19 protein-coding genes are annotated in these 18,980 nt (G+C 62.8%); 11 read left to right on the top strand and 8 right to left on the bottom strand.

All coding sequences use genetic code 11. The features are described from left to right. Positions 1-71 precede the first annotated feature (71 nt). From BMF35_RS10355 to BMF35_RS10340, 4 genes are read right to left on the bottom strand one after another with little or no spacing between them, the layout of a single operon-like run. Positions 72-1,154 (bottom strand): PA0069 family radical SAM protein, encoded by a 1,083-nt coding sequence (locus BMF35_RS10355; protein WP_047005873.1) that lies wholly within the window; start codon positions 1,152-1,154, stop codon positions 72-74. Positions 1,155-1,204: 50 nt separating this feature from the next. Further along, positions 1,205-1,732, bottom strand: a complete 528-nt coding sequence (moaB, locus tag BMF35_RS10350) for a molybdenum cofactor biosynthesis protein B (RefSeq protein WP_047005872.1) — start codon at positions 1,730-1,732, stop codon at positions 1,205-1,207. Beyond that, a complete protein-coding gene (locus BMF35_RS10345; RefSeq protein WP_082115591.1) occupies positions 1,732-3,483 on the bottom strand; it encodes a transglycosylase SLT domain-containing protein in 1,752 nt (583 codons plus the stop codon). Before BMF35_RS10345 ends, moaB begins: the two co-directional genes overlap by 1 nt. Further along, positions 3,480-4,211, bottom strand: coding sequence for a uracil-DNA glycosylase family protein (locus BMF35_RS10340; RefSeq protein ID WP_047006516.1), 732 nt, complete (start codon positions 4,209-4,211; stop codon positions 3,480-3,482). The genes BMF35_RS10345 and BMF35_RS10340 overlap by 4 nt, the downstream gene beginning before the upstream one ends. 97 nt (positions 4,212-4,308) lie before the next feature. On the opposite strand from BMF35_RS10340, the gene BMF35_RS10335 reads away from it, so the two are divergent. From BMF35_RS10335 to BMF35_RS10300, 8 genes are all read left to right on the top strand, one after another. Then, positions 4,309-5,955, top strand: coding sequence for an electron transfer flavoprotein-ubiquinone oxidoreductase (locus BMF35_RS10335; RefSeq protein ID WP_047006515.1), 1,647 nt, complete (start codon positions 4,309-4,311; stop codon positions 5,953-5,955). Positions 5,956-6,056: 101 nt separating this feature from the next. After that, positions 6,057-6,266, top strand: coding sequence for a hypothetical protein (locus BMF35_RS10330; RefSeq protein ID WP_071961207.1), 210 nt, complete (start codon positions 6,057-6,059; stop codon positions 6,264-6,266). A 208-nt stretch (positions 6,267-6,474) separates the two neighbouring features. Further along, entirely contained in the window at positions 6,475-7,284 is an 810-nt protein-coding gene (locus tag BMF35_RS10325; protein WP_047005869.1) for a 4-(cytidine 5'-diphospho)-2-C-methyl-D-erythritol kinase, read from the top strand. Beyond that, positions 7,281-8,012 (top strand): N-formylglutamate amidohydrolase, encoded by a 732-nt coding sequence (locus BMF35_RS10320; protein ID WP_047005868.1) that lies wholly within the window; start codon positions 7,281-7,283, stop codon positions 8,010-8,012. Before BMF35_RS10325 ends, BMF35_RS10320 begins: the two co-directional genes overlap by 4 nt. A gap of 45 nt (positions 8,013-8,057) precedes the next feature. Beyond that, on the top strand, positions 8,058-9,776 hold the full coding sequence (gene ilvD / locus BMF35_RS10315; RefSeq protein WP_047005867.1) for a dihydroxy-acid dehydratase: 1,719 nt from the start codon (positions 8,058-8,060) through the stop codon (positions 9,774-9,776). Next, positions 9,763-10,098 carry a hypothetical protein gene (locus tag BMF35_RS13655; protein ID WP_047005866.1) on the top strand — a complete coding sequence of 112 codons (336 nt, stop codon included), beginning with the start codon at positions 9,763-9,765 and terminating at the stop codon, positions 10,096-10,098. Before ilvD ends, BMF35_RS13655 begins: the two co-directional genes overlap by 14 nt. Continuing rightward, positions 10,098-11,486 carry a bifunctional ADP-dependent NAD(P)H-hydrate dehydratase/NAD(P)H-hydrate epimerase gene (locus BMF35_RS10305; protein WP_071961206.1) on the top strand — a complete coding sequence of 463 codons (1,389 nt, stop codon included), beginning with the start codon at positions 10,098-10,100 and terminating at the stop codon, positions 11,484-11,486. The genes BMF35_RS13655 and BMF35_RS10305 overlap by 1 nt, the downstream gene beginning before the upstream one ends. Further along, entirely contained in the window at positions 11,483-12,682 is a 1,200-nt protein-coding gene (locus BMF35_RS10300; RefSeq protein ID WP_047005865.1) for a class I SAM-dependent RNA methyltransferase, read from the top strand. The genes BMF35_RS10305 and BMF35_RS10300 overlap by 4 nt, the downstream gene beginning before the upstream one ends. Here the strand turns inward: BMF35_RS10300 and BMF35_RS10295 are convergent. From BMF35_RS10295 to BMF35_RS10280, 4 genes are read right to left on the bottom strand one after another with little or no spacing between them, the layout of a single operon-like run. Beyond that, the gene (locus BMF35_RS10295) at positions 12,641-13,438 is read right to left on the bottom strand and encodes a hydrolase 1, exosortase A system-associated (protein ID WP_047005864.1); all 798 of its coding nucleotides are present in this window, start codon (positions 13,436-13,438) and stop codon (positions 12,641-12,643) included. The genes BMF35_RS10300 and BMF35_RS10295 overlap by 42 nt on opposite strands. After that, positions 13,435-14,094: an alpha/beta hydrolase family protein gene (locus BMF35_RS10290; protein ID WP_047005863.1), complete on the bottom strand. Its 660-nt coding sequence runs from the start codon at positions 14,092-14,094 to the stop codon at positions 13,435-13,437. Before BMF35_RS10290 ends, BMF35_RS10295 begins: the two co-directional genes overlap by 4 nt. Before the next feature lie 6 nt (positions 14,095-14,100). Further along, positions 14,101-14,403, bottom strand: a complete 303-nt coding sequence (locus tag BMF35_RS10285) for an acyl carrier protein (protein WP_047005862.1) — start codon at positions 14,401-14,403, stop codon at positions 14,101-14,103. Between the two features lie 9 nt (positions 14,404-14,412). Continuing rightward, positions 14,413-15,384, bottom strand: coding sequence for a GNAT family N-acetyltransferase (locus tag BMF35_RS10280; RefSeq protein WP_052765912.1), 972 nt, complete (start codon positions 15,382-15,384; stop codon positions 14,413-14,415). Between the two features lie 38 nt (positions 15,385-15,422). Here BMF35_RS10280 and BMF35_RS10275 point away from each other — a divergent pair, with 38 nt between their 5' ends. The 3 genes from BMF35_RS10275 (at position 15,423) to BMF35_RS10265 (ending at position 18,979) form a co-directional block, all read left to right on the top strand. Then, the gene (locus BMF35_RS10275) at positions 15,423-16,919 is read left to right on the top strand and encodes an acyl-CoA ligase (AMP-forming), exosortase A system-associated (protein WP_047005861.1); all 1,497 of its coding nucleotides are present in this window, start codon (positions 15,423-15,425) and stop codon (positions 16,917-16,919) included. Continuing rightward, positions 16,916-18,142 (top strand): pyridoxal-dependent decarboxylase, exosortase A system-associated, encoded by a 1,227-nt coding sequence (locus BMF35_RS10270; RefSeq protein ID WP_047005860.1) that lies wholly within the window; start codon positions 16,916-16,918, stop codon positions 18,140-18,142. The genes BMF35_RS10275 and BMF35_RS10270 overlap by 4 nt, the downstream gene beginning before the upstream one ends. 195 nt (positions 18,143-18,337) lie before the next feature. Further along, a complete protein-coding gene (locus BMF35_RS10265) occupies positions 18,338-18,979 on the top strand; it encodes an XrtA/PEP-CTERM system exopolysaccharide export protein (protein ID WP_047005859.1) in 642 nt (213 codons plus the stop codon). The last annotated feature ends 1 nt before the right edge of the window (position 18,980 follow it).

Raw genomic sequence — 18,980 nt, 5'->3', positions numbered from 1 at the left:
CGATGGTTCATCCATCTTAGCGACAAAGCTGATTTGCCTGTTAACGCAAACTCACACGAATGCACAGCTTTTCATAACAATCTTAGCTGATCGCCCGTTTCGGGTTGCCGAAATGCGTCACAATCGAGTTCGAAATGCGTTTTACGGATAGCGTTGCGCCTGCAGGCAACAAGGAACCGCGCGCGAAAAAGTTCCACCCACACGCCGGTGGGGCGCAATCTACTGAAAAAACTAGGATCATTATCTCTGCCGCCGCGAATGGACTTCACGATTCCCATCACCTTTCGCGCACGGTCGGGAAAGTGGACATCGAGCCATTCGCGAAACAGTGGCGAGACCTCATGGGGCAGTCGCAGCGGAATCCATCCACAGCTTTTCACGCCTGCCCCGGCCGCTTCTGCGACAATACTTTCCATGAACTCGTCCGTGATGGCCGGGATCACCGGGGCGATAGAGCAGTGCGTCGGTACGCCCGCCTCGGCAAGCTTCGCCAGCGCCGCCATCCGCTTTGCAGGCGCTGCCGCACGCGGTTCCAGTTTTCCGGACAGGACAGGGTTGAGACTGGTGACCGAGATCGCCACCGCCACCAGGTTTCGCCGCGCCATCTCCGCCAGCAGATCCAGATCCTGCAGGACCCGGTCGGACTTGGTCGTAATCGTGACCGGATGGCGCGCGTCGAGGCAGACTTCCAGCAATTGCCGGGTGATCCGGTAATCGCCTTCGATGGGCTGGTAGGGATCGGTATTGGTGCCCATGGCTATGGGCCGAGGACGATATTTTCGCCGCGCCAGAGTCTCCTTCAGCAGCTGCGCCGCATTGGGTTTGGCGTAGAGCTTCGTCTCGAAATCGAGGCCCGGTGAAAGGTCATGATAGGCATGGGTAGGCCGCGCGAAACAGTAGACGCAGCCATGCTCGCATCCGCGATAGGCATTGACTGATCTGTCGAAGAAGATGTCGGGCGACTGGTTGAAAGACAGGATCGTCTTAGGGTGCTCCTCGGTGACGGTGGTGCGCAGCTTGACCGGCGGACCGTCCAGCGCCTCCATGGCATCGCGCCAATCGCCATCCATCTCTCGCGTGGGAAGGCCGAACCGGTCCGGCACGGTCGCCGATTGCGCGCCGCGACCGCGCTGGGGACTGGCTCCAAGAGGCATGGAACATTTGTAGAACAAAGATGTGGCGATCGCAAGCCGCTATCGCGAAGTCAGCTTTCGCGCAGGCGCGGCATAAGGTCGACGAAGTTGCAGGGGCGATTTCGGCTATCCAGCTGTTCGGCGAGAATCTTGTCCCACCCATCCTTCACCGCTCCGTTCGAACCGGGCAGCGCGAAGATGTAGGTTCCTCCGGCCAGGACCGCACATGCGCGTGACTGGATGGTCGATGTCCCGATAGTTCCGTAACTTACCCAGCGAAACAACTCTCCGAAACCGGGGATGTCCTTGTCCATGATGCGGTCCAGTGCCTCGGGCGTGACGTCGCGACCTGTCAGCCCGGTTCCTCCGGTGCTGATGATCGCATCGATGCCATCATCGGAGATCCATTGGTAAAGCTGCTCGACCAGCTTATCGGCATCGTCTCTCACGATAGCGCGCTGGGCGACGGAATGACCCGCCGACTTGATCCGTTCGGCAAGGATGTCGCCCGAGTTATCGTCGGCGCTCGTGCGCGTGTCTGAGACAGTGAGCACTGCGATATTGATCGGCCGGAAATCGAGGCGTTCGTCGATCGCCACTATCGCTCTCCGGACATGTAGATACGCCCGCTGCCCGCGCCGGCATCCGGGAACATAGGCCACGCATTCTGCGCCAGCGCCACGCGGCTTGGCGACGCGGCATTCGCCTGTCGCTCATACATCCAGTAATTGCGCATCACGATGGAGACATAACCGCGCGTTTCCCAATAGGGGATCGCTTCCATGTAGAGCAGCGGATCGTTCTGGTCGTTCACCTCGCGCACCCAGCGGGTGATCGGGGTGAGGCCGGCATTATAGGCTGCCATGACCTGCGGCAGGCGCCCCTGCGTTGCAGGGTGGTTGGCCACCATCTGGAGATTGCACTGTCCGAGAGCGAGGTTCATCTCGGGATCAAACACATTGATCGCGCCTGCCGGACGCCCGACGCATCCGGCGTGCTGCCGCAGCGTGGGCGGAGTAATTTGCATTAGACCCTGCGCATTGGCGGGGCTCACGGCATCGGCGATGAAAACGCTTTCCTGCAGGATATGCGCGAAGGCGAGTCCGGGATCGATTTCCCAACCGCCCTCCGGCGCGATCTTTGGCGCGGGAAAGTGCGAGGCGGGATCGGCACGCCCGCCATTCGGGGCATTGAGCGCCATATAGATCTGCGTGCGCGGGAAGCCGAGTTCGCGCGCCAGCCGCGACAGCGCTTCGTAATCGCCCGGATCGCCGATGCGAGCTTGGTGCAACAGCACCTGGCTGGCCAGGATATCGCGGCCGATCTCGTCCAGCGCGACAGCCGTGCGAACATTTTCATAGCCGCCGACCCGCTGCCAATCCTCGGCGGTGAAATCGGCACTTTCCATCCGGTCCGGCAGGTCGCGACCCAATTGCTCTACAGCAAGCATGCCATACATCGTATCGTCCATTAGCGCGGCGTCGCTTAAAAGCTGTTGGCTGAGCTCGGGCTGTCGGCAGCGCAGGGCTGCTCGCGATCCCCAGAACAACGCCGCTGACCGGAGCGAGGGATTGATCGCACCTTGCGCCGCGCGCTGGAATCCGCCGCTCGCGGTGCGGCAATCGCCGAGGCGGAAGGACGCGAGACCAATGGAGAAGTCGCCCTCTGCCACCCATGCGCCGCTGCCGGCTGCAACCGTCTGCGCCATGGCCAGCGCCTCGGCATCACGGTTCTCGATGAAATAGCTCCACGCCACGCGCTGGCGCCATTCCGCGCGCGCTTCGCTGCTCAGTTGCGCGTCGATCCCGTCGAGCAGGATGCGCGCGCCGGTCGGATCGTCATTGGAGATATGTTCGATAATGTCCGAGCGGATCGCATCGGGCATCGTACCATCGCGGACGGTGCGGGGCCGCGTACGGCGCGGCATAGCGCGCTGGGACTGGAAATTGCGCGCATAAGGAAGCCGGTATTCACCCTCAAGGCCGCGCGTTTCGCCGAGGCGGACCAGCTGTTCGGCCTGCGGCAGGTTGGTGCCCGATTGCAGCCAGTCGGCGATCTGTCCTGCCTCGACACGCGGCGAATTGGGGGCGGTGTAATACTCTGCCCGCGCGACATTGTGCAGCGGCCCGCTGCGGCGCTGGGCAAAAAGCTCTTCGACCCGTCTCCATTCTCCGCGTTCTATCGCGGTGAACAGCTCGCTGTAGTAAGCGCGGTCGCTCTGCGACAATTGCTGCGGCGTCACGCGCTCGGAAATTCGGGCGGTGAAGTAGGCGCGCGATTCATCCTGCGCAGCGGCAGGCACGGCGGGAAGAGGTGCGAGCGCGATGGCGAGCGCGGCGAGCTTTTTCATGCAGGCTTGGTCCATTCCAGCAGCCGCTGCCACAGGCGCGCACGCTGGCGCGCATGATCTAGCAGGCGGTCGGGGGCAAAAGTGGCGAGAGTCGGAATACCGGCAATGTTGGAGAACTTGTCTGCCGATGAAGCGGGATCGTGGCCAAACAGGGTCGGGATCTTGCTGCCGAAGCAGAGGATGCGCTGCGGCTTGGCGAGGGTGACATGGTGGGACAGCGCCTGGCCGAGACCGTCGAACGCCAGTTCCTCCCAATCGGGTAGCGGTGTATGCGTGGGAAGGGCGCTTGCGAAATAGGCCTGCTCCGGATCGATATCCAGTGCTCGCAGGATATTGCCCAGCAATTTGCCATGGGGGCCTGAGAGCAGCACGTCGCTATCGCCGCTCTCGGGCATGGCGGCGATCACCATGACAGGCGCGCCCGCCTCGCCGCGCGCAGCGACCGAAGTGCCACCCGCCCGTGCAAAAGGATTGGCCGGGCCTGCCCACCAATCGCAAAAAGCGGCCAGATCGCCCGGCAGTTCGATGGATTCGATGGCGGGACGCTTTTCCGGCTCTGCTTTGGCAGCAGGCGGCGGTGCCCGACGCTCCGGCTCGGCCTCCGGCTCCTCATCCGCCAGCATGACCTGCACATCGTCGGAAAAATCGTAATCCACGCCGGCATCGCGCCACCAGTCTTGTGCGGCGGAAAACTGCTCTGCGAGCGATTTGTCTGTGTGATTATTCATGGGTGGACTTGCGCCGGTCTTGACCTGCCCCGTGCCAGCGATCAAGTCCCCACGGACAAAACAGCCGATTTACGGGCCAAAACGATGAGTGACCATGATGAGTGAACGCGAATCCATGCCAACCGACGTCGTGATCGTGGGCGGGGGCGTAGCCGGCCTCGCCGCGGCGATCCGGCTAAAGCAGGTCAATGAGGAGCTCGAAGTCGTGCTGCTGGAAAAGGGCAGCGAGATCGGCGCGCACATCCTTTCAGGCGCGGTCGTCGATCCCAAGGCGCTGGACGAATTGCTGCCCGACTGGCGCACCATGGATTGCCCGATGGCCGAAACGCCAGTCACCGATAACTGGCACTGGGCGATGAGCAAGGGCGGCAAGACCAATATGCCGCATGCCGTCATGCCGCCTCTGATGAGCAATAATGGTTGTTACACCGGCTCGCTGGGCAATCTGTGCCGCTGGATGGCAGAGCAGGCCGAGGCTCTGGGCGTGATGGTGTTCCCCGGATTTCCTGCATCAGAAGTGATGTTCGGCGAGGATGGCGCGGTCACCGGCGTCATCACGCAGGATATGGGTGTCGCTGCCGATGGCTCGCACAAGGGCGACTACCAGCCGGGCATGGAAATCCACGCGAAATACACGCTCTTTGCAGAGGGCGTGCGCGGCAATTTGACCAAGAAGATGAAGCAGCGCTTCGACCTCGAAGCCGATTGCCAGCCGCAGGTTTACGGTCTTGGCGTGAAAGAGCTTTGGGATATCGATCCCGAGAAGCACGTGCCGGGCCGCGTGATCCATACGCAGGGCTGGCCGCTTTCCGAAAGCGACACGTGGGGCGGCGGCTTCCTGTATCATCAGTCGAACAACCAGGTCGCGCTCGGCTTCGTGACGGCGCTGGACTACAAGAACCCTTACGTCTCGCCTTTCCAGGAATTCCAGCGCTGGAAGCAGCACCCGGCCATCCGCGAATATCTGGAGGGAGGCACCCGCGTGGCCTACGGCGCGCGGGCCATCAATGAAGGTGGTTGGCAGAGCGTGCCAAAGCTCGCTTTCCCCGGCGGAGCTTTGATTGGCTGTGCGGCAGGTTTCGTCAACGTGCCCCGCATCAAGGGCAGCCACACCGCGATGAAGAGCGGGATGCTCTGCGCCGAGAGCGTCGCGGCTGCGATTGCCGATGGCAAGGAGCATACCGAGCTTGCTGATTACGACGCGAATTTGCGCGACAGCTGGATCGCCACCGAGCTGAAGAAAGTGAAGAACGCCCAGCCGCTGGTCGCCAAGTTCGGCGGCGATGTTGGCACCGTGCTCGCCGGGGCCGATATGTGGGCACGCACGCTGAAACTCGCCATCGTGCCGGAAATGGGCCACCACCGCGATCATGAGGCGCTGCAGCGGGCCGACCTTTACAAGCCGATCGACTATCCCAAGCCGGATGGCGTCATCAGCTTCGACCGGCTGACGAGCGTCTCCTACTCCTTCACCAACCATGCCGAAGACCAGCCCAATCACCTGAAGGTGCAGGACCTGGAATTGCAGCGTGAAAGCGAACTGGAAGTTTTCGGCGGGCCTTCGACCCGGTATTGTCCGGCAGGCGTTTACGAGTGGCTGATCGAGGAAGGGCAGGAGCCGAAATTCCAGATCAACTCGCAAAACTGCGTCCACTGCAAGACTTGCGATATCAAGGACCCGAACCAGAACATTGAATGGACCACGCCCGAAGGCGGCGGCGGGCCAAACTATCCGAATATGTGATGCGACGCGCTCCATCCGTCATCGCCGCGCTGGCAGTTGCGTCGGTAACAGGATGCGGCGTTCTTATAGATCCGCCCGAAGTTGATTCTTGCGAACGGTATGTGAAAACCAACCTCGAAAACCCGCAAAGCTATGACCGCCTCGATCACGTTTCACTGGATGCAGGACAATTCTGGCAAGTCGGCATCATGTATACCGTGGAAAATGAGGACGGCACCCGATCCAGAGAACGCGCGCAAACTTGCGATTTTGTGAAGGTGGATGGCGAACCCGATCCCAATCGCATGATTGCCGCCGATCCTGAATTGTAGGCGAGCGGCTGCTCCCGGATAAGATGACGAAGTTGACAAGGCCGAAAGGCGAGAATTCGTGCCGAAAGCCGCGCCTATCTGCCGAAAATGCCGCTATGGTCAAAATTGACACTTGGCGTCAGGAAATTGCCTTTCGCGCAGTATGGTAACATCGATGTGAAAGAGCCGAGCGCATGCTGACAGGCCGCAATCGAGTAGGAAAACGAAATTGGCCAGAGAGACAGCCTACGCCAAGATCAACCTCGCGCTGCATGTTCGCAAGCGACGGGACGACGGTTATCACGAGCTTGAGACGCTGTTCGCGTTTGTCGACGCCGGGGACGTGCTGACCGCGCACGGCGCTCCTGCCGACAGCCTGGACACGGTCGGCGAATTCGGGGCTGCGCTGGAGAACCCGCTCGACAATATCGTTATGCAGGCCCTCGGCGCTCTGCCTCGTCCCGATGGGCTGGAAATCACCCTGGAGAAAAACGTGCCGGTCGCCGCAGGGCTTGGCGGAGGGTCTGCCGATGCTGGCGCGGTGTTCCGGCTGGTGGAACAGATGCATGGCCTTCCGGATGACTGGCACGAGCGCGCCGCACGGCTCGGCGCCGATGTCCCGGCCTGTGTCCGCAGCGAGATGGCGATTGGTCGCGGCACTGGAACGGAGCTCGAACCGATCGAAAACGACCTGGCTGGAACGCCGGTCCTGCTCGTCAATCCACGCGAGCCGCTGCCCACCGGACCGGTGTTCGCCGGCTGGTGGGGGCATGACGATGGGCCGCTGCCCGAAGGCTCTGCCCGCGACATCGCGCTATTCGGCACGAACAGCCTCGAGCTTTCAGCCATCAATCTCTGCGAGCCAATTGCGGACATTCTCGAACAGCTGAATGCGACCGACGCCATACTGGCCCGAATGTCGGGTTCCGGCGCAACTTGTTTTGCTCTATTCAACACTGCAGACGACAGGGATGATGCTGCCACACGGATCGCTGCCAAGCGCCCGAACTGGTGGCAGATGAAAGGATTACTGCGATGAGCGAGCAGGTCGTGCGCCTGATTGGCGAGGCCGGCAGAGGGGGTATCGTCGCCGTTTGCGATCACGCGTCCAACCGCGTGCCCGAGGGCATCGAGCTTGGCGTGTCACCCGACACGCTGGACAAGCATGTCGCCTACGATATCGGCGCGGGCGGCGTGTGCGAGCGCTTGGCACGACGCCACAACATCCCGGCCATGCTGTCGGATATCAGCCGCCTGGTGATTGATATGCATCGTGAAGAGGATGCGGATGGCCTCGTGCCGACATCGAGCGACGGTATCCTGATCGCTGGCAATATCGGCGCGGATCGCGAGGCGCGGCTGGAACGCTATTACCGGCCCTACCACGATGCGCTGGAGAGCTGGCTCGACGCCGTCCAGCCGGGCCTCATCCTCTCCATCCATTCCTTCACACCTGTGCTGGAAAGCGATCCCGCCGCCGACCGGCCGTGGGAGATCGGACTGCTGTATAATCAGGACGATAGCGCCGCCCAGCATGCCATTCGCCTTTTCAGCGAGTTGGGCGTCACCGTCGGTGACAACGAACCCTATTCGGGCAAGCAATTGAACGCGGCGATGAACCGCCATGCTGAAGCGCATGGGCGTCCCTATTGCGCAATAGAGATCCGCAACGACCTGATCGCGACCGAAACCGGGCAGGCACGCTGGGCTGCGATTATCGCCGATGTGGCGGGCCGCGTGAAGCTGGCTTTGGAAAGCGCTGCTTGATTCCCACGCGCGCTGCCGCCAAGCGGTTTGCGAAGGGATTTTCGCATGAATCGGTTCGATAAGTCCAAATTGCCCAGCCGCCACGTTTCGGTTGGACCCGAAAGAGCGCCACATCGGTCATATTATTACGCAATGGGCCTGTCCGAGGAGGATATCGCTCGCCCGTTCGTCGGCATCGCCTCGGCGGGGAATGACAGCGCGCCCTGCAACACCACGCTGAATGCGCAGGCCGATATATGTCGCCGCGGCGTGGAGGAAGGCGGCGGCATGCCGCGCCGTTTTAACACAATCACCGTGACCGATGGCATCGCCATGGGCCATCAGGGCATGAAAAGCTCGCTCGTCAGCCGGGAGGTGATCGCTGACTGCGTTGAGCTTTCCGTGCGCGGGCATTGCTATGATGCGCTCGTCACCTTTGCCGGATGCGACAAGAGCCTGCCTGGCATGATGATGGCGATGCTGCGCCTGAATGTCCCTTCAATCTTCGTCTATGGCGGGTCGATCCTGCCGGGCACCTACAAAGGAGAGGATGTGACGGTCGTCGACGTGTTCGAGGCCGTAGGGCAGCACGCAGCGGGAAACTGTCCTTTGCAGGAATTGATTGCTCTGGAGAAGGTCGCCTGCCCCGGTCACGGCGCATGCGGCGGGCAGTTCACCGCCAACACCATGGCTTGCGTAGGCGAGGCGATCGGTCTCTCCCTGCCAAATTCAAATATGGCCCCTGCGCCTTATCGCAGCCGGGAGGAAATCGCCGTGTCCGCAGGCAAGCAGGTGATGGAATTGCTCGCCAGCAATATCCGCCCGCGCGATATCTGCACGCGCGCCGCATTCGAGAATGCCGCGCGCGTCGTGGCGGCGACGGGCGGCTCGACCAATGCCGCGCTGCATTTGCCGGCCATGGCCAGTGAATGTGGGATCGATTTCGACCTGTTTGCCGTCGCGGAGATATTTAAATCAACACCTTACATTGCGGACCTGAAGCCCGGTGGGAAGTATGTCGCCAAGGACATGCATGAGGCAGGCGGCGTTTATATGCTGATGAAAACGATGCTGGATGGCGGCTTCCTCGATCCCGAACCGATGACGGTGACGGGCAAAACGCTGGGCGAGAATATCGACGAGATCACGTGGAACCCGGACCAAAAGGTCATCTACGATATCAGGACGCCAATCACCCCGACGGGCGGCGTCGTCGGACTGAAAGGTTCACTCGCGCCGGATGGAGCAATCGTGAAAGTCGCTGGCATGAAGCGGTTGCAATTCACTGGAAAGGCGCGTGTTTTCGACTGCGAGGAAGATGCTTTCGCCGCTGTCGAAGCGCGCGATATCGCCGAGGGCAGCGTCATTGTGATCCGCTATGAAGGGCCGAAAGGCGGCCCCGGCATGCGTGAGATGCTCTCCACCACCGCCGCACTGTATGGGCAGGGCATGGGCGAGAAGGTGGCGCTGATCACCGATGGCCGCTTCTCCGGCGCGACGCGGGGCTTTTGCATCGGCCATGTCGGGCCCGAGGCGGCAGCGGGCGGGCCAATCGCGCTGGTAGAGGATGGCGATACGATTGCGATCGACGCCGAGCGCGGGTCAATCGACCTCGAAGTAGACCAGAGCGTGCTCGACCAGCGCCGGACGAAATGGAAAGCGCGCCAGCACGATTACCAGTCCGGCGCGCTGTGGCGATTTGCGCAAAATGTCGGTCCGGCCCTAAAAGGCGCGACGACCCATCCCGGCGCTGCCAGCGAGACCCACATCTATGCGGATATTTAGTGCGTTACTTCTCACCGCCTCGCTTGCCGCTTGCGGGGAGCCGGGCGACGGCCTTCCGCCCGATGGTCCCGCGGTGGAATGCGCGCTGAATGGCGGCGCTGGCTTCGCACCCGAATGCACGATGGAGCGGCACCGCAGCGAGGACGGCAATACGGTGATTGTCCGCCATCCCGACGGTGCGTTTCGCCGTTTCGACCTCGGCGTGCCGGGGCGCGGTATCGTGACCGCCGACGGCGCGCAGGTGGCGGATGTCACCAATCACGATGGCTATGTCGAAATCCGCGTGGGATCGGATCGATACCGCCTGCCGGTCGCCGAGTAGTGCCGGCGCCGGGCAGTCAGGTCCTCACCGCAGCGCAAATGCGCGCTGCCGAGCAGCGGTTGATGGAGCGCGGCGAAACGGAACACAGCCTGATGGCGCGCGCCGGAGTTGGCGCCGCGGACTGGGTGTGGCGGCTGTCGGGCGGGCGCAGCGTCACCGTTCTATGCGGCCCGGGGAATAATGGCGGCGACGGTTATGTCATCGCCCGCTCACTGGCGGAGCGCGGCGTGGACGTGTCCGTGGTCGCGCCCATGGAGCCTGCGACCGAAGCTGCCATCGCCGCGGCGAAGGCATGGGGCGGGTCGCCGGTTGCAAATGCGCATGGGCACGTATTGGTCGATTGCCTGTTCGGAACGGGCCTGTCGCGCCCGCTTTCCGATGATTTAGCGGCACAGCTGGCGCACTTGGCAGGGCAGTACGACAAACGCGTCGCGGTGGACATGCCAAGCGGTGTGGAAAGCGATAGCGGCCAGCCTCTGAATGACGGGCTGCCGAATTATGGTTGCACGATCGCTTTGGGGGCGTGGAAACCGTCGCATTGGCTGATGCCGTCCTCGGCCAAGATGGGGCGCCGCGTCCTGGTGGATATTGGCATTGGTGAGGCCGACGCGGCGGCGCGTCTGTCGGAGCGCATTTCGCTCACCGCCCCGGTATCGGACGCGCATAAATATTCGCGCGGCATGGTACTGATCGTCGGCGGCGCAATGCCCGGTGCGACGGTGTTGGCGGGGCAGGCCGCGCTTCACGCGGGGGCCGGCTATGTGGCGCTGTCCAGCAATAAGCGACCGGAAGGGCTGCCCATCGAAGTCGTGCATCGCAGCGAAGGCCTCGATGCGGCAATGGCGGACGAGCGGATCGATGCCATACTGGTCGGACCCGGACTGGGCCGGTCGGACGATGCCGAGCGACTGTTGCGCGCGGTCCTGCGGCGAAACCTCCCGACGATCCTGGATGCGGATGCGCTGACGCTTCTGACGCCTGAAATGCTGGAAGGCGACGCGTCGCGGCTGCTTTGCACTCCGCATGAGGGCGAGCTGGCAACGCTTTGCGATACCTTCGGCGTCAAGGAAAACGACAAACTGTCTCGGGCGAGGGCGCTGCATGAGAAATCCGGCATGACTATCCTCGCAAAGGGCGCTGACAATATCCTCGTCGGCGACGATGGCATCCGTTTCTTCCCTCCTGCCTCCGCCTGGCTCAGTACGGCAGGCACAGGCGATGTCCTGGCCGGCATCGCCGCAAGCCGCATGGCGACAAGTGAAAGTGCTGCGAGTGCCGCACAGCAGGCGGTGCATATCCATTCCGAGGCCGCGCGCCTCGCCGGACCAGCTTTCTCGGCAAGCGACCTTGCCCACCATGTATCGCTCGCCTACGCGCGCTTCCTGTGAGCGAACCCAGAGAAATCGTCCGCCTCGCCGCAAAGGGCGATGGCATTACGGCTGACGGCCAGCACGTGAAAGGCGCTGCGCCGGGCGATATGCTGCTCGCGGACGGCACACTCCAGCGCGGATCGCACTATCAGCAGCCACCGTGCCGCCACTTCGGCAAATGCGGTGCCTGCCAGTTGCAGCATGTCGATGACGCCGCGCTGTCGGACTTCGTGCGGGGTCGCGTCGTGCATGCGGCACAGTCGCACGGGCTGGAACCGGCGAAAGTCGCGGAACCTGCCATGTCGCCGCCCCGGTCGCGTCGCCGGGCATCGCTCAAGGCCATCAATGGCGGCGGACGCCCGCTGACCGGCTTCACCGAAGGCGGTTCGCATCGCGTGGTGGACATGCAGGAGTGCCCTGTCTTGCATCCGGACCTTTTCGCGCTGGTTCAGCCGCTGCGCGATTACCTGAAGCGTCTGCGCGGCAAGTACGCGATCGGTATTGAGATGACGAAGGTCGATCAGGGTGTCGATCTTGGCCTGTCGGGTTTCATGCCGGATGGACTGGAGGAAACCGAGGGCCTGCTGGATTTCGCCCGCGAACAGGGCCTTGCCCGGCTAACCATGGACGCAGGCTACGGCGCGGAGGGGTTTTGGGAGCCGGAGCCGGTCACCGTCACGCTGGGCGGCGCGCCCGTTTCTTTCCCATCAGGCGCTTTCCTGCAAGCGACCGATCACGGCGAAGCCGCGCTGGTGGGGGCGGCGCGCGAATGGCTTTCTGGCAGCGCCCGCGTTGCCGACCTGTTTTCCGGCCTCGGCACCTTTGCGCTCTCACTGGTCGGAAACAGCCAGGTTCTTGCTGCGGAGGCCGACGCCGCCGCGATCAATGCATGCCGCGCCGCAGCCTCGCGCGCCGGATTGCCGGTGGAAGCAAGCCATCGCGATCTGTTCCGCAACCCTGTTCGCGCAGAGGAATTGGCGGGCTTCGATGGCGTGGTACTCGATCCGCCACGTGCGGGTGCGCGGACACAGGTAGAGCAGGTCGCGAAAAGCGAGGTTGCGCGCGTCGTCTATATCAGCTGCAACCCATCCAGCTGGGCGCGCGACTGCGTGCAATTGAAAGAGGCGGGCTATTCGCTGGAAGAGCTGCGGCCCGTCGGCCAGTTCCGCTGGTCAACCCATGTCGAGTTGGCGAGCCTGTTCGTGAAGGGCTGACCCGATAGCGTCGTAGAGTTGGGCGCGTGCTTCGCGACCCGAAAAGGCATGATCCGCTCCGTCGACCGTCACAATATGGCCATCGCCGCGCCAGTCTGCATTGAAAGCCTGTCCCGTGCGGTCGAGGCTCGAGATTAAGATTGTTGTCTCACCTCCGAAATCGTCCAGCGCGCTTTCCATGTCGCGCATCAACCGTGATGGCGCAGGTGCCGAACCTACCGAGGCGCGGAGGGCCTTGAAGAGGCGGGCCAAAATTTTGCCGCCCGATGCGAAGCGACCTAGCGCGCGGGGTTGCCGAAACCGTTCGGCATAGCGCGCACGCGCCACTGCTGGCGGAGTGCCAGTTTCTCCATCGGCCTCGAAGGGCCACGGATTGCTCAGCACAACGCCGTCGCAGCCTGCTCCGCCCGATAGCATCAGCGCGCTCGCAGCATCGCAATTGCCGTAGGCTACGACGCGACTGAGGGCGGGACACTCGTCGCGAAAAGCTGCGATGGCGGCACGAATGTCGGGCGCGGAGCCTTGGAACCCGCCATTCTCTCCGCCGCTATCCCCGATCCCGCGCCTGTCGAAGCGCATGACGCTGTAGCCGCACGCCTGCATTGCCTTGGCAAGATCGGCTTGGCCGCCAAATGCCCCGCTGCGTATCTCGTTACCGCCGCTGACGATAAGCAACCCGACAGGTCCGGGCGCTTCGTCTAGCGTCGCCTGTAAGATGGCGCCTTCGCAGGTGAAAGAGAGGAAGCGACGGGTCATGCGAGCCATTCTGCTACAAGCTTGGCAAGGCGCGCGGACTGGCTCGGCGCTGCCTCGGGTTCCGATCTAAGCCAAAGGGCAGGGCCGTCCAGCTCCGCTTGTTCGAAGATCCTCTGCGCGTTGCCGGGCAAGGCGGCGTCGATACCGCGCCACATGCTGGCAGAACAATCGTACCCACCCATCCGCAGGCCATCAGTAAACGCCTGTTGTACGGCCTCATCCTGACCCATGTCCCGCCCCGCCTCGCGCTCTCCTATCAGATGCCCGCGCAGCAGGTTTCGCGCAATCTTGCTGCCCGCCACCGGCGCGTAGTGCGCGCTGGGCAGGGAGGTATCGACGCAAAGCGCTCCGCCCCTCAATGCCAGCACATGCGTGGCGCGAAAATGCTCTGCCGACGCAGACATTGCCGCTCGCCAGCTTTCCAGATCTTGCTTCGCAAGCGCTGCGAGGCTCTCATTTGTGCCCGGCAAATCGGGCAGGAAACTGTCCACCCCAAGCCCATCGAGCGCGCGCATCGTGTCGACGGTGAAACGCCGCAGCTTGTTCGCCTCGTCGAAGAGGGCGGGCACGATCAGCAGGCGTTTCTCGCGATCCTCGTCGAACCACACGGCGTATTCCTGCGTGCCCGATGGTGCTGGCCATGTACCGGTCAGCATGCAGCGTCAGCCGGCAGGGGTCTCTGCACGCTTTTCGTTGAGGAAGGACAGCAGGCCGCCATAGGTTTCCAGCATTTCACCATCGACATCGTCGTCCTCGATAAGGATGTCGAGCCGGTCTTCCAGTTCGGTGAGCAATCCGGCGACGGCCATGGAGTCCAGTTCGGGCAGGTGGCCGAACAGGCCGGTGTCGCTCCCCAGTGCAGCCACGCGGTCGGGCGAGAGGCCCAGCACGTCGGAGAGGACTTGCCGCAGCACGAGATCGGTCTCGCTCGCCTGCTCGGTGGTGGCGGGAAGATTGGTCTCCATAGCCGCCCCCTAGCCATCGCGCGTTCCGTAGACAAGCTTGGCGGCGCGCGCCTTGGCAATGCGCGGCCAATTGCGCGGCGCCCGCGGGTTAACACAGGTGAGCGACCAGCGGGTGCGGGTCTGCTCCATCCAGTCGCGCTTATAGGCATCGTCGCCGGTGCCGAAATCCACCATTTCTACGGCATCTAGGTCGATGACCTGCTTCATCAGCGCTGCTGTCAGCACCGTGCCGGGAGACAGGCTATCCGCGTCGCGACGGTGCGCGAGCTTGTGGATGTATGCGGTGCCACCGTCGACCGTCCAGAATTGCGCGGCGACGGGCCTGCCCTCATGGCGAGCGATAGCGAAGCGGTAGCGGCCGGCATCGCTTTCCATAATGGCGAAAGCACGCAGTAGAGCGGGGTCACCTTCGTGAGGCTTCCAGCTGGCGGAGTATATCACTTCGTACGCAGCCCAGTCCTCCGCATTGAACCGGTCGCAAACAGTGACATCCAACCGGGCCGCCTTGCGCTTGATGGTGCTGCGGAGTGGGCCGGGACGTGAGGCGAGATATTCGTCGTAGTTGCGGCCAGCCAGGGGAAGGATATGGTTCACGTCATCGCGGCGCAGATCGGTGAACCAGCCTGCATCGGCGAACGCCTCGGCCAGCAGCTTCGTCACGCCGTCCTCTTCGGGCAATTTGCGAAACGCGAAGCGATCTGCCCGACCGACAAGGTCCTGGACCAGCGGCGCGATCAGCCGTATTTCGCCAATCGGTGACCAGGTGAAGACGTACCAGTTTGTGAGCGGAGCGAGAGTATCGTCTTCGCGCTCAAGTGGGAGGAGGAGTGTATCCTCATCGTCGCGCACCATTGCGAGGAATGGCAGATGCCCCGCCTTTTCCAGCAATTCGAACCAGCCATGTCTGGAAAATGGGCCATCGCCCCAATAGACAGGGTCAGTGCAATCCTTAACCGTGTCGTGATAGCTGATCGCCGTCACTGCCGCCCTGTCCTTGCCTTTGCCCCTGCCGGAGCACGATGCCCGTTTCGCCAGACCCCACGCCCTATCCGCTCGATCACCTCGCCATGCGCGGGGCTGACGAGGATGCGGCGCTCGTCCTACGCGGCGAAACGCTTAGCTGGAAGGACTTAAGATCGCGTGTGGCGCAAATGGCGGGGTGGCTGGCCGCAAATGTGCCCGAGAGAGGTTCGCGCGTGGCAAGCTGGGCGGGGAAGGGCGAGCTGACCTGCCTCATGCCGCTCGCCGCTGCGCGCGCCGGTCTGGTGCATGTGCCGGTCAATCCGCTGCTGAAGCGGGGGCAGGTGAAGCACATTCTGGACGATAGCGGCGCGAGCCTGCTTGTGGCCAATGCAGGCCGTGTCGCTTCGCTGAAGGAGGGCGACGCGTCCTGCCCGGTGATTGACGAAAGCGAAATGCTGGCGGCCGCGCGCAATGCCGAACCGCTAGATACCTCGTCGCAGGCCGATCCCGATGCGCTGAGCGCCATTCTCTACACCAGCGGTTCCACCGGCAGGCCGAAAGGCGTGATGCTCAGCCACGCCAATCTGTGGCTGGGCGCGGTCAGCGTGGCGCATTATCTCGGCCTCGAGAGCGACGACGTGGCGCTTGCCGTGCTGCCGCTCAGCTTCGATTACGGCCAGAACCAGCTTCTCTCGACCTGGTATGCCGGGGGCAGCGTGGTGCCGCTGGATTATTTGACGCCGCGCGACGTCATCAAAGCGTGTGGCAGGCATGAAATCACCACCCTCGCTGCCGTGCCGCCGCTCTGGGTGCAATTGGTCGACCAGGAATGGCCGGAAGAGGCGACCGCTTCCATGCGGCGGCTGACCAATAGCGGCGGCGCGCTCACCACCGATCTTGTCCGCGATCTGCGTGGACTTTTCCCGGATGCTCGGCTTTTTGCCATGTACGGCCTGACCGAGGCGTTCCGCTCGACCTATCTCGATCCGGCGTTGATCGATACGCATCCGACATCGATTGGCCGCGCCATACCGTTCGCGGAAATCTTGGTGGTCGATGAAGGCGGCGAGGTCGCGCCCCAAGGAGAGCTCGTCCACTGCGGACCTTTGGTCGCACAGGGCTACTGGCAGGACGCAGAACGCACAGCAGAGCGCTTCAAGCCAGCACCCGCAGCATCTGAATTTGGTGGAACGGCGGTCTGGTCGGGCGATACCGTCCGCCGTGCCGATGATGGCCTGCTCTATTTCGTCGGACGCAGCGACGCGATGATCAAGAGCGCGGGCAATCGCATCAGCCCGCAGGAGATCGAGGAGGTTGTACTCGCCACCGGTCTGGTGGAGCAGGCCGTTGCTTTCGGCGTTCCCGATGCGCGGCTCGGCCACGCCATCCACCTTGTCGTGTGCGGGGAGGGTGATGACGAGGCTTTGCGCGCCGCCTTGCGCCGCGACTTGCCCAATTTCATGCAACCGCAGGATGTGCGATGGGTAGACGCCATGCCGCTCAACCCCAATGGAAAGATCGACCGCAGCAAACTGGTGAGGGAAGCTTCGTGAAACCCCTCGGTCCAATCCCTGCCGGTTTCACGGCGCGCGATGGCGAGCTCGTTATCGGCGGTAGCACCGCCAGCGCGCTTATCGACCAAGCGGACGACACCCCGCTATTCGTGTATTCGCGCGACATGATCGCTGAACGGATCGAGGCATTGCGCGCTGCCATGCCGGAGCGTCTTTCGATACATTACGCCATGAAGGCAAACCCTTACGGACCGCTTCTCGAATTCATCGCAGATCTCGTCGACGGGTTGGATATCGCATCGCAGGGCGAATTGCAGCAGGCGCGCGAAGCTGGCTATCTGCCGCGAGAAATCAGTTTCGCCGGTCCCGGCAAGCGAGACGAGGAATTGCGTGCTGCCATCCGCGCAGGCGTGACGCTGAACCTTGAATCCGAAGGCGAGGCGGAAAGGGCGCTGGAGGCGGCACGCCTGCTTAAGGTCACGCCGCGCCTCGCCATTCGGGTCAATCCGGATTTCGAGCTTCGCGGTTCCGGCATGAAAATGGGCGGCGGCGCAAAGCCGTTTGGCGTGGATGCAGAGCGCGTTCCGGCGCTGACCCGAAGATTGCTGGAGGCGGGTGCCGATTGGCGCGGTTTCCATATCTATTCCGGCAGCCAGGCCCTGGACGCCGATGCCATCATCGAATCCCAGGCGCAGACACTCGATCTTGCGTCGCGACTGGCTGGCGAAGTCGGTATAGACCTCTCGCATCTAAATATGGGCGGCGGATTTGGCATACCGTATTTCGCCAAAGACACGCCGCTGGAGATCGAAGCGGTCGGCGCTGCGCTGCGCGAGCGATTCACCAGCCTTCCCGCCAATCTTGCCGAAACCCAATTCGCCATGGAGCTGGGCCGTTACCTCGTCGGCGAGGCAGGGGTTTATCTCACCCGCATCGTCGACCGGAAGGTGAGCCATGGCACGACCTATCTCGTCACCGATGGCGGCTTGCATCACCAACTGGCTGCATCGGGGAATTTCGGCACGGTGGTGCGCAGGAATTACCCCGTGGCCATTGCCAACCGCTTCGATGCGGAGCCGGAGGAAGTGGTGAATGTCGTCGGCTGCCTGTGCACCCCGCTCGACCGTCTGGCGGATGACGCGCACCTGCCGCGCGCAGAGATCGGCGATCTGGTGGCGGTCTTCTGCGCCGGAGCCTATGGCGCCAGCGCGTCGCCCGCTGCCTTCCTTGGGCAAGGCCCGGCGCTGGAAATGCTGGTCTGACATAAGACGCAGCTTTCCGTCCCGTTCCGGGACAGCACTTCACAAAACCCACCAAAACAGCGGTTTTGGAGGTCAAGACTAACGCATTGTTCACCCTTTTTCGCGAGAAGCCACTTCGGATCCAAAGGGTGGATTGCATCTGCGGCAAATGAGGCTGCGGCAGCGACCGCCCGACCATTCGCGAAGGACGCATGAATGCGTATCAAATTGCCAGCCCGAAAATTGCTTGCTGCGGCAGGCCTTGCCCTAGCCGTGTCCGCCTGCGCGGGCAGCACAGGGCCGCAGCTGGAGCCGGCACGCTTCGTCGCCATGCAGGAAGAGCCGGGCGAGGAATATATTATCGGACCGCTCGACCAGCTGACCATCCATGTCTGGCGCAATGACGAGCTCGGTGCGTCCGTACAGGTGCGCCCGGATGGCCGCATCACCACGCCGCTGGTGTCCGACATGCCCGCCGTCGGCAAGACGCCGACCATGCTGGCGGAGGACATTCGCCTGCAGCTGTCGCAATATATCGAGGAGCCGCTCGTCACGGTTATCGTGAACGAGTTCAACGGCACTTTCAGCCAGCAAATCCGTATCGTCGGAGCGACCGAGCAGCCCGCTTCCCTGCCGTACCGCGCAAACATGACTGTGCTGGATGCGATGATCGCGGTGGGCGGCCTGTCCGAATTTGCCGCAGGAAATCGTGCCAAGCTCATCCGCTTCGATCGCCAGAGCGGCTCGCAGCGCGAATATTCGCTGCGCCTGAACGACCTGCTGCGCCGCGGAGACAGCGATGCGAATGTCATGCTGAGCCCGGGCGATGTCATCATCATCCCTGAGAGCATGTTCTAGG

The sequence above is a fragment of the Aurantiacibacter gangjinensis genome (assembly GCF_001886695.1).
GTDB classification, from domain to species: Bacteria; Pseudomonadota; Alphaproteobacteria; order Sphingomonadales; family Sphingomonadaceae; genus Alteraurantiacibacter; species Alteraurantiacibacter gangjinensis.
The sequence above is the reverse complement of the archived record's forward strand: the minus strand, read 5'-3'. Positions and strand labels throughout refer to the sequence as shown.

Excerpts from the sequence above, each read along its gene's own strand:
- BMF35_RS10340 (WP_047006516.1), bottom strand. The coding sequence starts at position 4,211 with ATGAATAATCACACAGACAAATCGCTCGCAGAGCAGTTTTCCGCCGCA.
- ilvD (WP_047005867.1), top strand. The coding sequence starts at position 8,058 with ATGAATCGGTTCGATAAGTCCAAATTGCCCAGCCGCCACGTTTCGGTT.
- BMF35_RS10265 (WP_047005859.1), top strand. The coding sequence starts at position 18,338 with ATGCGTATCAAATTGCCAGCCCGAAAATTGCTTGCTGCGGCAGGCCTT.
- BMF35_RS10290 (WP_047005863.1), bottom strand. The coding sequence starts at position 14,094 with ATGCTGACCGGTACATGGCCAGCACCATCGGGCACGCAGGAATACGCC.
- BMF35_RS10295 (WP_047005864.1), bottom strand. The coding sequence starts at position 13,438 with ATGACCCGTCGCTTCCTCTCTTTCACCTGCGAAGGCGCCATCTTACAG.
- BMF35_RS10275 (WP_047005861.1), top strand. The coding sequence starts at position 15,423 with ATGCCCGTTTCGCCAGACCCCACGCCCTATCCGCTCGATCACCTCGCC.
- BMF35_RS10335 (WP_047006515.1), top strand. The coding sequence starts at position 4,309 with ATGAGTGAACGCGAATCCATGCCAACCGACGTCGTGATCGTGGGCGGG.
- BMF35_RS13655 (WP_047005866.1), top strand. The coding sequence starts at position 9,763 with ATGCGGATATTTAGTGCGTTACTTCTCACCGCCTCGCTTGCCGCTTGC.
- BMF35_RS10320 (WP_047005868.1), top strand. The coding sequence starts at position 7,281 with ATGAGCGAGCAGGTCGTGCGCCTGATTGGCGAGGCCGGCAGAGGGGGT.
- BMF35_RS10285 (WP_047005862.1), bottom strand. The coding sequence starts at position 14,403 with ATGGAGACCAATCTTCCCGCCACCACCGAGCAGGCGAGCGAGACCGAT.
- BMF35_RS10355 (WP_047005873.1), bottom strand. The coding sequence starts at position 1,154 with ATGCCTCTTGGAGCCAGTCCCCAGCGCGGTCGCGGCGCGCAATCGGCG.
- BMF35_RS10345 (WP_082115591.1), bottom strand. The coding sequence starts at position 3,483 with ATGAAAAAGCTCGCCGCGCTCGCCATCGCGCTCGCACCTCTTCCCGCC.